The organism is Caulobacter sp. FV2ye17ST (assembly GCF_058680955.1).
The window spans coordinates 2,828,310-2,840,373 of the sequence record NZ_CM178727.1 but is presented as its reverse complement, the minus strand read 5'-3'; the positions used below and the strand labels follow the sequence as shown (position 1 = coordinate 2,840,373).

16 protein-coding genes are annotated in these 12,064 nt (G+C 67.4%); 12 read left to right on the top strand and 4 right to left on the bottom strand.

Annotated elements, in window-relative coordinates:
• Positions 1 to 51: 51 nt before the first annotated feature.
• From ACW17V_RS13645 to ACW17V_RS13595, 11 genes are all read left to right on the top strand, one after another.
• Entirely contained in the window at positions 52 to 1,329 is a 1,278-nt protein-coding gene (locus ACW17V_RS13645) for a DUF1254 domain-containing protein (protein WP_492105631.1), read from the top strand.
• Positions 1,330 to 1,332: 3 nt separating this feature from the next.
• Positions 1,333 to 2,577, top strand: a complete 1,245-nt coding sequence (locus ACW17V_RS13640; protein WP_492105630.1) for a DUF1254 domain-containing protein — start codon at positions 1,333 to 1,335, stop codon at positions 2,575 to 2,577.
• Between the two features lie 3 nt (positions 2,578 to 2,580).
• Entirely contained in the window at positions 2,581 to 3,690 is a 1,110-nt protein-coding gene (locus ACW17V_RS13635; protein ID WP_492105629.1) for an S-(hydroxymethyl)glutathione dehydrogenase/class III alcohol dehydrogenase, read from the top strand.
• A gap of 153 nt (positions 3,691 to 3,843) precedes the next feature.
• Complete coding sequence (gene fghA, locus ACW17V_RS13630) at positions 3,844 to 4,677, top strand: S-formylglutathione hydrolase (protein ID WP_492105628.1); 834 nt, start codon at positions 3,844 to 3,846, stop codon at positions 4,675 to 4,677.
• 49 nt (positions 4,678 to 4,726) lie between these two features.
• Positions 4,727 to 4,906 carry an antitoxin gene (locus ACW17V_RS13625; RefSeq protein WP_492105627.1) on the top strand — a complete coding sequence of 60 codons (180 nt, stop codon included), beginning with the start codon at positions 4,727 to 4,729 and terminating at the stop codon, positions 4,904 to 4,906.
• Between the two features lie 345 nt (positions 4,907 to 5,251).
• Complete coding sequence (locus ACW17V_RS13620) at positions 5,252 to 5,626, top strand: hypothetical protein (RefSeq protein ID WP_492105626.1); 375 nt, start codon at positions 5,252 to 5,254, stop codon at positions 5,624 to 5,626.
• A 51-nt stretch (positions 5,627 to 5,677) separates the two neighbouring features.
• Positions 5,678 to 6,106, top strand: coding sequence for an ExbD/TolR family protein (locus tag ACW17V_RS13615; protein ID WP_492105625.1), 429 nt, complete (start codon positions 5,678 to 5,680; stop codon positions 6,104 to 6,106).
• A 175-nt stretch (positions 6,107 to 6,281) separates the two neighbouring features.
• On the top strand, positions 6,282 to 6,899 hold the full coding sequence (gene rpsD, locus ACW17V_RS13610; protein ID WP_035044534.1) for a 30S ribosomal protein S4: 618 nt from the start codon (positions 6,282 to 6,284) through the stop codon (positions 6,897 to 6,899).
• A gap of 293 nt (positions 6,900 to 7,192) precedes the next feature.
• Positions 7,193 to 7,537 carry a TFIIB-type zinc ribbon-containing protein gene (locus ACW17V_RS13605; protein WP_492105624.1) on the top strand — a complete coding sequence of 115 codons (345 nt, stop codon included), beginning with the start codon at positions 7,193 to 7,195 and terminating at the stop codon, positions 7,535 to 7,537.
• Positions 7,538 to 7,547: 10 nt separating this feature from the next.
• On the top strand, positions 7,548 to 8,477 hold the full coding sequence (htpX, locus tag ACW17V_RS13600; RefSeq protein ID WP_492105623.1) for a zinc metalloprotease HtpX: 930 nt from the start codon (positions 7,548 to 7,550) through the stop codon (positions 8,475 to 8,477).
• 86 nt (positions 8,478 to 8,563) lie between these two features.
• Positions 8,564 to 8,920, top strand: coding sequence for a hypothetical protein (locus ACW17V_RS13595; protein ID WP_492105622.1), 357 nt, complete (start codon positions 8,564 to 8,566; stop codon positions 8,918 to 8,920).
• Here the strand turns inward: ACW17V_RS13595 and ACW17V_RS13590 are convergent.
• The 4 genes from ACW17V_RS13590 to ACW17V_RS13575 all read right to left on the bottom strand — a co-directional run bounded on the left by ACW17V_RS13590 (position 8,904) and on the right by ACW17V_RS13575 (position 10,870).
• A complete protein-coding gene (locus ACW17V_RS13590) occupies positions 8,904 to 9,323 on the bottom strand; it encodes an acyl-CoA thioesterase (protein ID WP_492105621.1) in 420 nt (139 codons plus the stop codon). The two genes, ACW17V_RS13595 and ACW17V_RS13590, sit on opposite strands and share 17 nt — an antisense overlap.
• Positions 9,320 to 9,661 carry a Grx4 family monothiol glutaredoxin gene (gene grxD, locus ACW17V_RS13585; protein ID WP_492105620.1) on the bottom strand — a complete coding sequence of 114 codons (342 nt, stop codon included), beginning with the start codon at positions 9,659 to 9,661 and terminating at the stop codon, positions 9,320 to 9,322. Before grxD ends, ACW17V_RS13590 begins: the two co-directional genes overlap by 4 nt.
• Before the next feature lie 64 nt (positions 9,662 to 9,725).
• On the bottom strand, positions 9,726 to 10,619 hold the full coding sequence (locus ACW17V_RS13580; RefSeq protein ID WP_492105619.1) for an aldo-keto reductase family protein: 894 nt from the start codon (positions 10,617 to 10,619) through the stop codon (positions 9,726 to 9,728).
• 2 nt (positions 10,620 to 10,621) lie between these two features.
• Positions 10,622 to 10,870, bottom strand: coding sequence for a BolA/IbaG family iron-sulfur metabolism protein (locus ACW17V_RS13575; protein ID WP_492105618.1), 249 nt, complete (start codon positions 10,868 to 10,870; stop codon positions 10,622 to 10,624).
• Between the two features lie 149 nt (positions 10,871 to 11,019).
• On the opposite strand from ACW17V_RS13575, the gene ACW17V_RS13570 reads away from it, so the two are divergent.
• Positions 11,020 to 11,970, top strand: coding sequence for a M20/M25/M40 family metallo-hydrolase (locus ACW17V_RS13570; RefSeq protein ID WP_492105617.1), 951 nt, complete (start codon positions 11,020 to 11,022; stop codon positions 11,968 to 11,970).
• The last annotated feature ends 94 nt before the right edge of the window (positions 11,971 to 12,064 follow it).

The following is a 12,064-nucleotide window of genomic DNA, read 5'->3' as shown; positions in this document are numbered from 1 at the left end:
ATCCCGGCCGCGCTAACCTGCCTTCAAACAAATGTTGGGGGGCGAAACGTCATGAACCGAAGGGAACTGCTGGCCCTGGCCGGCGCGCTGGGTTTCGCGCCCGGACTGGCCGTGGCCGCCGAAGATCCCGCGGCGACGATCGCCCGGGACGCCTGGCTGTTCGCCTTGCCCTGGATCGAGATGGCCACGACGCGGGGGCGGGTGCTCAAGCGCGGCGCGCGACCCAACCGGATCTATCACCGGCGCGAACTGTCGGATCACAAGGACCGCAGCGTCACCACGCCTAACAACGACACCCTCTATTCGCTGGCCTGGATCGACCTGACCCAGGGGCCCGTGACCCTGACGATCCCGCCCAGCGGCGAACGCTATGTCTCGGCGGCGATCCTCAACATGTTCACCGACAATGACGCGGTGCTGGGCACGCGGGTCAATGGCGGCGAGGGCGGGGTCTTCACGATCGTCGGTCCGGGGCAGAGCCTCGCGGGCGACAGGGTGGTGCGCGTCCTCACCCCCCACGCCTGGGTCCTGGCGCGCACGCTGGTCGACGGCCCGGCCGACATGGCCGCCGCCCGCGCGGTGCAGAGCGGCTTCAAGGTCAGCGGACCCAAGGCCGCCAAGCCGCCCGCCTATCCGGGACGCGACGCCGAGCCGGAAGCCTATTTCGCCACCGCGCGGGCCCTGCTGGCCGCGGACCCGTCGCGCGGGGTGGACGCCGCGTTTGTCCAGCGGGCGGCGGGGCTGCTGACCGAAGGCCCGTTCGACGCCGCCGCCATGGCGGCCGGGGTCGCCCAGGCCAGGGCGATCGCCAGGCTGGCGTCGGGGCGCGTGGTCTTTGTCGACGGCTGGTCCTATCCCAAGCCCAATCTGGGCTTTCACGGCGTCGACTATGGCTATCGCGCCATTGTCGCCCTGCAGGGCCTGGGCGCCTTGCCGGTCGCCGAGGCGATGTACATGAAGGCGGCGGGCGACAACGACACCGGCCTCTATGACGGCGACGGCCTCTATCGCCTGAGCCTGCCGGCCCAGCTGCCGCTGGACGGCTTCTGGTCGCTGTCGATGTATGAGGCCACGCCCGACGGCCAGTACTTCTTCACCGACAATCCCATCGACCGCTATGCCATCGGCGACCGCACGGCGGGCCTGAAGCGTAACGCCGACGGCACGCTGGATCTTTGGATCGGCCGAACCGACCCGGGCGGCGATCGGTCGGCCAACTGGCTGCCCGCGCCGAAGTCGGGACCGTTCTCGATGACCCTGCGCACCTATCTGCCCCGCGCCGAGCTGCTGAGCGGCCAGTTCCGCTTCGCGCCGATCACCCGGGTCTAGGCCATGAGCGACCTGCGCGCCGCCGCCGCCGAGGCCTTCCTCTACACCCTGCCGCTGATCGAGATCGCCGCCGTCCGGGCGCGTGGCCTGGCGGTGGGATCGCCGATGAACGCCTTCGCGTCGATGCGCAACCTGGCCGACCATCGCGCCCGGGCGGTGACCACGCCCAACAATGACACGCTGTACGCCACGGCCCAGCTGGACCTGTCGGAAGGCCCGCTGACCCTGAGCGTGCCGGCCTCGGGCCAGCGCTATGTGTCGCTGCAGCTGATGGACGCCTGGTCCAACAGCTTCGCGGTGCTGGGCACGCGCACCACGGGCCCCGACGGCGGGACCTTCACCCTGGTGGGCCCCGGCGACGCGGCCACCGTCGGGCCCGGCGTGATCCGCTCGCCCACCCGCCACGTCTGGGCCCTGGCCCGAATCCTGGTGACGGGTCCTGAGGATCTCGAAGCCGCGCGCCTCGTTCAGGCCGGTTTCACCGTCCAGGGCCCGGCCGCGCCGCCGGTCGCCGAATACGCCCGCCGCGGCGATCCCTGGCAGGCCTATTTCGCCAGCGCCGACCTGCTGATGCGCCAGAACGCGCCGCCGGCCAGCGACGTGGCCCTTCTGCGCCGCATCGCGCCGCTGGGCCTGGGCGCGGGGCTGTTCGACCCGGCGGCCTTCACGGCCGAGGAGGCCGAAGCCATCGCGGCCGGGCTGGAAGAGGGCCGTCGCGCCGCCCGCTCCGGCGGCGGGCTGTCGGGCGAGGGCTTTGTCGAGGGCTGGGCCTATCCGCGCGCCAAGCTGGGCGACTTTGGCCAGGACTACATGCTGCGCGCCGCCGTCGCCCTGGGCGGACTGGCGGCCCTGCCGCTGGTCGAGGCCACCTATCTTCGCGCGGGCCATCAGGGCCAGGGCCTGTTCGACGGAACCCGGAACTGGCGACTGCATATCCCGGCCGACAGGCCCATTCCGGTCGACTCATTCTGGTCGCTGAGCCTCTATGAGGCCACGCCCGACAAGCAGTTCTTCTTCACCGAAAATCCGCTGAACCGCTACGCCATCGGCGATCGCACGCCAGGTCTGGTCTGGAACGCCGACGGTTCGCTGGACCTGTGGATCGGCCATGCGGAACCGGCTGCCGAAAGGCTGAGCAACTGGCTGCCGGCGCCGGCCGGACCCTTCGCCCTGTTCATGCGCGCTTACCTGCCGCAGCCACAATTGCTAGACGGTGGCTACCGCCTGCCCCCTGTCGAGGAGATCTGAGTCGTGAAGACCCGCGCCGCCGTAGCCTTCGCCGCCAAGCAACCGCTCGAGATCGTCGAGGTCGACCTGGAAGGTCCCAAGGCGGGCGAGGTGCTGATCGAGATCAAGGCCACCGGCGTCTGTCACACCGACGCCTATACGCTGGACGGCCTGGACTCCGAGGGCCTGTTCCCCTCGATCCTGGGCCATGAAGGCGCGGGCGTGGTGGTCGAGGTCGGCCCCGGCGTCACCAGCCTGGCGGTCGGCGACCACGTGATCCCGCTCTACACGCCCGAATGTCGCCAGTGCAAAAGCTGCCTGAGCGGCAAGACCAACCTGTGCACAGCCATCCGCGCCACCCAGGGCAAGGGCCTGATGCCCGATGGCACCAGCCGCTTCTCCTACAAGGGCCAGACCATCCACCACTATATGGGCTGCTCGACCTTCTCGAACTACACGGTCCTGCCCGAGATTGCGGTGGCCCGGATCCGCAAGGACGCGCCGTTCAAGTCGGCCTGCTACTGCGGCTGCGGCGTCACCACGGGCGTGGGCGCGGCGATCAATACCGCCAAGGTCAAGCCGGGCGACAACGTCATCGTCTTCGGCCTGGGCGGCATCGGCCTGAACGTGCTGCAGGGCGCCCGGCTGGCCGGCGCCAACATGATCGTCGGCGTCGACATCAATCCCGCCCGCGAGGAGTGGGGCCGCAAGTTCGGCATGACCCACTTCGTCAATCCGAAAACCATCGACGGCGACATCGTCGCCCATCTGGTGGCCCTGACCGACGGCGGCGCCGACTTCACCTTCGACGCCACGGGCAACACCACGGTGATGCGCCAGGCATTGGAAGCCTGCCATCGCGGCTGGGGCGAGAGCATCATCATCGGCGTGGCCGAGGCGGGGAAGGAAATCTCGACCCGCCCGTTCCAGCTGGTCACCGGCCGGGTCTGGCGGGGCACCGCCTTCGGCGGCGCGCGCGGCCGCACCGACACGCCCAAGATCGTCGACTGGTACATGGACGGCAAGATCCAGATCGACCCGATGATCACCCACGTCCTGCCGCTGGAGCGCATCAACGAGGCGTTCGACCTGATGCACGCCGGCGAGAGCATCCGGACGGTGGTGACGTTCTAAGTCAAACTCCTCCCTCCCCCTTGGATGGGGGAGGGGTAGGGGTGGGGGTGACCCCGCTTCAGGATAGAGCGCTGCCGTGGTGACGCCCGCCAACGCTGTTCACCCCCATCCCCGACCCTTCCTCCATCAAGGGGGAAGGGAGGAGAGCAAGCCATGACCGTCGAAATCACCGCCATCCACCGCCTGCACGACGGAACCCTGCGCTACTGCAAGCACGCCAGCGGCAGCACCGGCACGCCGATGAAGTTCACGGTGTGGACGCCGGATGGCGAGGGGCCGTTTCCCTATCTCGTCTGGTTGTCGGGCCTGACCTGCACGGAAGACAACTTCACCACCAAGTCGGGCGTCTACGAACACGCCGCGCGGTTCGGGATCGCCATCGTCGCGCCCGACACTTCGCCGCGCGGGGAAGGCGTTGCCGACGATCCGGCCTATGACCTGGGGCAGGGGGCGGGCTTCTATGTCGACGCCACGCAAGCGCCCTGGGCGCCGCACTTCCAGATGTATTCCTATGTGACCAAGGACCTGCTGGAGGCCGTCGACGGCGCCTTTCCGCTGGACCCGGCCCGGCGCGGGATCTTCGGCCACTCGATGGGCGGCCACGGCGCCCTGACCCTCGCCCTGCGCAACCCTGACCTCTTCAGCTCGGTCAGCGCCTTTTCGCCCATCGTCTCGCCGCTGAACTGCCCATGGGGCGACAAGGCGATGACCGCCTATCTGGGCGAGGACCGCAGCCTGTGGCGGGCTCACGACGCCTGCGCCCTGATCGAGGACGGGGCAGGGAGCGCCTTTGACGACATCCTGATCGAACAGGGCCTGGCCGACAGCTTCCTGGAAAACCAGCTGAAGCCCGAATTGATCGAAGCTGCCGCTACGAATGCCGGCCGCAAGATCACGGTGCGACGCCAGGAAGGCTACGACCACAGCTACTTCTTCATCACCAGCTTCATCGGCGAGCACCTGGCCTGGCACGCGCAGAGACTCTAATTTCGCGAGCTGCCCGTGTCGCCGATCATGGCTGTGGTAGTCTGACGCCATGGTCCGTGAGCCCTCGATCTTTGACGACCTCGACGCCGCCTCCGAAGAGGCTGCGGACGCCGAAGGCTTGGCTGACATCGCCGAAGGTAGGGTTGTTCCCAATGCCGAGGTCTCGGCCTGGCTTGAGACCTGGGGGGCGCCAGACGAAAAGCCCATGCCAGTGTCGTGGCTGAACTAGTCTGATCGCGTCCGGCGCTTTCCGACCACAACGGTTGTCATCCCGGACAAGCGCGAAGCGCGCAGATCCGGGACCGACGCCTGAACTCCGCGCTTCCGGCGGTCCCGGATCGGCGCCCGGCTTCGCCGAGCTTGTCCGGGATGACAGATTTTTTGGCTGTGAATCGACAGGATGGTGATCATTTCGCCCTACATCATCCGGTATCAGGTCATGGGCGACAGGGTGACCGTCATCCGCATCCGGCACGCGGCCCAGTTGTGAACTTTCGGTAATTCATCCACGGTTCAGGCGGCGACCGCTCATCTGGCTCCACGGTCAAGTTTCGACCGGTGGGGACCTATCACCATGAAATTCGCTTCGCTTGCCGCCGTCATCGCGCTGGCTTTCACCACCTCGGCCTGCGTGATCATCGACGCCGACGATCACCCCGACACCTCGGTCAACATCACCAAGACCGACCTGGAGCCGATCCACGGCGCGACCATCGACAAGGGCGACCTGGTGATCCGGGTGTCGTCCAACGGCTGCACCAACGCCGCCGACTTTGCCGTCGAGAGCAACCGCCGCGACGGCTCTGCCACCTTCGCCTTCACCCGCAAGCGGCCGGACCTGTGCCGCGCCCTGATCGCCGAGGGCGTCGACCTGCGCTTCCCGCTGGACGCCTATGGCGTGGACCATGGCGGCAAGGTGCGGGTGCGCAATCCGCTCGTGCGGCCCTAGGGTTGCAACCGGCCTCCGTCGGGATCAGTCTGTTTCTGACGGAGGCGGCTCATGGCGAAGGGACTGGCGGGACGGTTTGAGCTCAAACCGATAGCGTCGATCAACATGACGCCGATGGTGCCCGCCCTGCTGGCGGTGCTGGTCGTCTCGATGGTGTCGGCGGCTCCGCGACCGAAAGCTCTGGCCATAGGCACAGTCGAAGGCGTACCGCCTCCGCCAAGTGTTGTTCGACCACTTCCCGTCGTGGTCACGATGCTCGGCGAGGGGCGCTACGAGCTGAACGGCGAGCGAATGGGCGCTGACCTGTTGAAGATTCGAGTCGCCGCTTTCGCGGCCGAGCGAGACGGTTTGAGGCGCATCCGCGTTCAGGCCAACGATAGCCTGCCGTATAGCGAGGTCGTCGCAGTCATCGCTCACCTGAAGTCCGTCGGCCTTGGCGTCGAATTCTGGCCCGCTCCCGGGCCCACGCAAGGCGTGTAGGATCTTCGGGCGGTCTCGGATTGACTCCCCGCCGCCCCTCCGTCATAAACCGCGCCTTCCCGCCGCCGGCTCGCCGTGTGGCGTGGAATCATATGACGGACTGATGCGACGCCGCCGTTGAGATCGCGCCTCTACTAATTGAGGCGCCGGCCCGGATCGAACTGAAGAGCTACACATGTCCAAGCGCCATAGCGCCAAGTACAAGATCGATCGCCGTATGGGCGAAAACCTCTGGGGCCGGCCCAAGTCGCCGGTCAACCAGCGGTCCTACGGCCCCGGCCAGCACGGCCAGCGCCGCAAGCAGAAGGTTTCCGACTTCGGTCTGCAGCTGCGCGCCAAGCAAAAGCTGAAGGGCTACTACGGCAACCTGACCGAGAAGCAATTCTCGCGCACCTACGAGGAAGCCGCCCGCCGCAAGGGCAACACCTCGGAAAACCTCATCTCGCTGCTCGAGTCGCGCCTGGACGCCATCGTCTATCGCGCCAAGTTCGTGCCGACCGTGTTCGCCGCCCGCCAGTTCGTGAACCACGGCCACGTGACCGTGAACGGCAAGCGCGTCAACATCGCTTCGTACCGCTGCAAGGCCGGCGACGTCATCGCCGTCCGTGAGCGTTCGCGCAACATGGCCCTGGTGCTGGAAGCCGTCGTCTCGGCCGAACGCGACTTCGCCGAATATGTCACCGTCGACGTCAAGGGCCTGTCGGCCACCTTCGTCCGCGCTCCGGAACTGTCGGAAGTGCCGTACCCGGTGAAGATGGAACCGAACCTCGTCGTCGAATTCTACGCTTCGTAAGAAGCCCTTCGACTACGCAGACTATCGGAAAGGCCCCGGAGAGATCCGGGGCCTTTTTCGTTTGGGTGCTCCCCCCCAAAAGGGGAGGATCTTTTTTCGAGAGCCCCTCTTGAATGGCCCTCGCGGCTGCATAGCTTCTAGGAGCGGGCCGGGCCCCTCTGACGAGTGAATGCAAGCATTCGTGATGTCGGACCGCATCGGGTGTTCTCGATGTCTGGGTCCGGTTGTCCCTCCCCCCCTCGGTCCGGATCCAGCGTTGAGAACACCCCTCCAGTCTGGAAAGGGAACGCCTTATGCCGCTTCTGATGTGCCCCAACTGCGATGGTTCGATGCAGGCGGTGAATCGCGCCGGCGTCGAGTTTGACATGTGTCCCAAGTGCCGGGGCGTGTGGCTGGATCGTGGCGAGCTGGAAAAGCTGATGGCGCTGGAGCGCGAGGACGCCTCCAGCCAGGCCGCGCCGCCGCCGCGTCAGCAGGCCCCGTATCAGGCTCCGCCGCAGCAGCAGCAGCACTACGCCCCGCCGCCGCGCTATGAAGAGCCCCGTCGCTACAAGGATGACGATGATCGTCATCGCTATGGCCAGCACGGCCACTACAAGAAGAAGAAGGGCTTTGATCTCTTCGACATCTTCGACTGACGAAAGCGCCATGAACCACCTCAAGACCTACATGTTGCTGGCCGGCCTGACCGCTTTGTTCATGGCGGCGGGCTTCATGCTGGGCGGCGCGACGGGCATGATGATCGCCCTGGTCTTCGCCGTCGGCCTGAACGCGTTTTCCTACTGGAACGCCGACAAGATCGTGCTGAAGACCTATGGCGCGGTCGAGGTCGACGAGACCCACCCCTACCGCCGCGTCCGCGACTACGCCATCGACGTTCATGCCATGGCCGACAAGGCCGGCCTGCCGCGCCCGCGTGTCTGCGTGATGGAGAATGACCAGCCCAACGCCTTCGCCACGGGCCGTGATCCCGAGCACGCGGCCGTGGCCGCCACGACAGGCCTGCTGGCCATGCTCGACCGCGACGAGATCGCCGGCGTCATGGCTCACGAACTGGCCCATGTGAAGAACCGCGACACCCTGACCATGACGGTGACGGCGACCATCGCCGGCGCCATCTCGGCCTTGGCCAACTTCGCCTTCTTCTTCGGCGGCTCGCGCGACGATGACCGTCCCGGCGGCGTGATCGGCGCGATCGCCATCGCCATCCTGGCGCCGATCGCCGCCATGCTGGTGCAGATGGCCATCAGCCGCTCGCGCGAATACGAGGCCGACCGGGTCGGCGCCCAGATCGGCGGCGATCCCGCCGCCCTGGCCCGCGCCCTGCAGAAGATCGAGGCCTATGCCCGCGGCGGCGCGGTGAACCACGAGGCCGAGCGCAATCCGGCCACGGCCCACATGTTCATCATCAACCCGCTGAACGGTCAGGGCGCGGATAACCTGTTCTCGACCCATCCGGCCACCCACAACCGCGTCGAGGCCCTGCTGGCCCTGGGCGTGGGGCAGGGGACGCGTCCCCGCCGCGTCGGCACGGCGGTGCCGGTCAGCAGCCCGCGTCGGACGGGGCCCTGGAGCTAGGGCGTTTCCAAGAACGCCATTGCGCTGGCGGTCTCCGTCCTGAAGGATCGGGGTCATACCCGCCCTTCAGGATCGCACCGTCGTCAATGCCGCCATCCCGTCGATCCCTGCTGGTTTTCGGCGTGGCCCTCGTCGTGGCGGGCTGCGCCACGACGCCCAGGCTCATGGCGTCCGACGTCACATGGCCCGAGCTGGAGCCTGTTGGCGTGACGAGCGGCCGTCACGGCCTGACGGTGCGCGTGGCCTCGCTAGGCTGCGCCGCCAAGGCTGATTTCGTGTTCAGGCTTGATCGCGACGCTGGCGGCGCGGTGCTGGCCTTCGCGCGGCGTCGGCTGGAGACCTGCCGGTTTGGTGAGGCGGGGGTGGTCGATCTGGTGTTCAGCTATGAGGAGCTGGGCCTGCGGCGCGGGGAGCGGTTCGCGGTGGCTAACCCTTCGCGCTGAACCGCTCGACCATCCAGTCCATCACCCGGGCGGGGCGCCGGGCGGCGGTGTCGATCAGCACCCAGTCGGTGCGGCTCTGGGCGCACATCTCGCCGTCGGGGCCGTCGATGCGGACATAGCGCTCAAAGCGCGGGCCCTTCAGTTCGCCGACCCAGGTATAGCCCGTGGCGATCTCGCCCTGGCGCAGTTCGCGGCGATAGTCGATCTCGTGGCGGCGCGCCACCCAGCTCCAGCCGGCCCGTTCCTCGGGCGTGGCCCAGGCTTCCCAGTGGGCGATGGCCAGATCCTGGGCCCAGGCCAGATAGACCACGTTGTTGACGTGCTCATTGGCGTCGATGTCCGACGCCGTGGGCGTAAAGGTCATCGAGAAGGCGTTGGCGGCGGGCTGGAAAACCCGGCTCAAGCGGCGATAAGGCCTTGCTCGGTCAGCAGCGTCTTCAGCTCGCCCGACTGGAACATCTCGCGGACGATGTCGCTGCCGCCGATGAACTCACCCTTCACATAGAGTTGGGGAATGGTCGGCCAGTCGGTGAAGGTCTTGACGCCCTGGCGCAGGTCGTCGTCCTGCAGCACGTCGACGCCGATGAACTCGACGCCCAGATGGTCGAGGATCTGGACGGAAACCGCCGAGAAACCGCAGCGCGGCTGGTCGGGAACGCCCTTCATGAACAGCACCACGGCGTGGTCAGCCACGGTCTTGGCGATGAAGTCGAGGGCGGGGGAGGAGGCGGCGTCGGTCATGGCGGGTAGATCCTTGCAAGTCCCTTCAGCTAGGCGCCGCGTGTGCCCGGGTCAAGGGCCGGCGCTATCGCCGGCCGGCGGCGCGCTCGCGTTCCTGGGCCGAAAAGCGCGCCATCTCGATCTGGGCGCAGACGCCGTTGGGCAGGTCGCGCTCGACCACGGCGGCCAGGCGTTCGACCTCCGCCTGGGTGTCGGCGGTGATCTGCACGGTGGCCAGCGAGGGCTCGGTCAGGGCGTAGCCCAGGCAGATATCCTCGGCGCTCCAGCCCTGGGTGCTGGTCAGGAAGTCATAGCCACCCACATCGGCCAGGGGATCGCTGCGACGCCGCCACAGCGAAGGTTTCTGGAACAGCGGCTTGTTGTTGATCTCGCGCAGGGCCTGGGGCCAGAAATCCTCGCCGATCACCGCCAGGTTCTGACTGACGGCGGCGCGGACGCGATTGCGCTCGGCCCAGCCCGACGACAGGTTGAACGGTGAAGACAGGGCCGTGACCAGACCGGACTGGGTCAGCGCCGGATCCACGTCGCCCCGGCTGGCCACGCCCAGGCCGCGGATGGCCCGACCCTCATGCAGGGTGCGCAGCGCCGCATCGCCGCCGGCCGGCAGGTCGGGACCCAGCGGATCGTTGATCAGAACCAGATCCAGATAGTCCAGGCCCAGGTCGTCGAAGACCGACGCCATCATCCTTTCGACAACGGCGTCCGTGAACTGCCCGGCTTCCTCGCGCACCCGCCAGGTCAGGAACAGCAGCCGCCGCTCGACCGAGGCGAAGGCTTCGGCCGCGCCCTGCAGCAGGGCCGGCGACTCGCCGTCGATCTGGAAGCTGTTGATGCCGTTCTCGATGGCCGTGAAGATCAGGGCCCGCCACTCGTTGGCGCGCAGGCGCGACTGATCGGACAGACGGAGCGTGATCGCCGAAACCGTCATGCCCGAATTGCCGAACGGTCGGTAGCGCATCGCTAGTCAGCCTGGTCCGAGGGCGGCGCCGCCGTTTCCAGCGCCAGGGCGTGCAGGGTCCCGCCCAGCACATCGGCCAGGGCGCGATTGACCATCTGGTGCTGCTTGACCCGGTTGAGGCCCCGGAACGCCGGCGAGACGATGCGCGCCTTGTAGTGGTCGCCGTCGCCGGCCAGATCGGTCAGCACGATCTCGGCGTCGGGGAAGGCGGCGTGCAGGCGGCCTTCGAGGTCGGCGGGAGACATGGGCACGGGAGGAAAGCTCCAATCCTTGAAGGGGTTGTATGGCCCGGAATTCTTAAGAACGGGCGTACGGGAGGAAGACGGGGCGTCTTTTGGTCACAGGCATGGTTAAGTCGATTTAACTCCCTCTGGAAGCCGCCTGCGGGCATACGGTCGACATGATTCAGGTTCTCGCCCCGCGCCTCCGCCTTCTGGCCCTGATTTTCGCCCTGGGCGCCGCGGCTTCGGCCTGCGCCGCCACGCCGGGCGCCAGGGCGCTGGACGATGTCCGCATCCTGTCGGACGACGCCATGCAGGGCCGCGCGCCGGGCACGCCGGGCTCGGCCCTGGCGCGGGCGCACATTCTCAAGCGCTTTGGCGAGATCGGCCTGTCGCCCATCGGCGCCGGCTTTGAGCAGCCGTTCAGTTTCACCCGACGCGACGGGACCAAGGTGGACGCCATCAATCTGGTGGCCCGCATTCCCGGAACCGCCCAAGGAAGCGCTGGGGGAGACGGCAAGGCCATCGTGGTCACCGCCCACTACGACCATCTGGGCGTGCGCGGCGGCGAGATCTTCAACGGCGCCGACGACAACGCCTCGGGCGTGGCCGGGCTGCTGGCGGTCGCCGAAGCCTTCAAGGCCAGTCCGCCCCGGCACGATGTGATCCTGGCGGTGGTCGACGCCGAGGAGGGCGGCCTGCGCGGCGCTCACGCCTTCGTCGCCAATCCGCCCGTGCCGCTGTCGACCATCGCCCTGAACATCAATTTCGACATGCTGAGCAAGAACCCGAAGAACGAGCTCTATGCCAGCGGCGCGTCGCCGTTCCCGGCGCTGAAGCCGATCCTGGACAAGGTGGCCGCGACCGCGCCGGTCAGCCTGAAGCTGGGTCACGACACCGACGCCGACGGCGCCCAGAACAACTGGACCAACCAGTCGGATCACTACGCCTTCGCCGTGAAGGGCGTGCCGTGGGTCTATTTCGGGGTCGAGGACCATCCCGAATATCACAAGAGCACGGACGATTTCGCCACCATCCCGCAGGACTTCTTCAGGCGCTCGATCGCCACCGTGGTCGCCGCGAGCCTGGCGCTGGACCGGGATCTGGACACCCTGCAGCCCGCGCGCTGATCGGTCCACGGCGCGGCCGATTGCCGCCCCGGTTGGCAACGGGGGCCATCTGACCTTAAATTCTGACAAGCCTGCTAGGATTCCCAAAAGGATT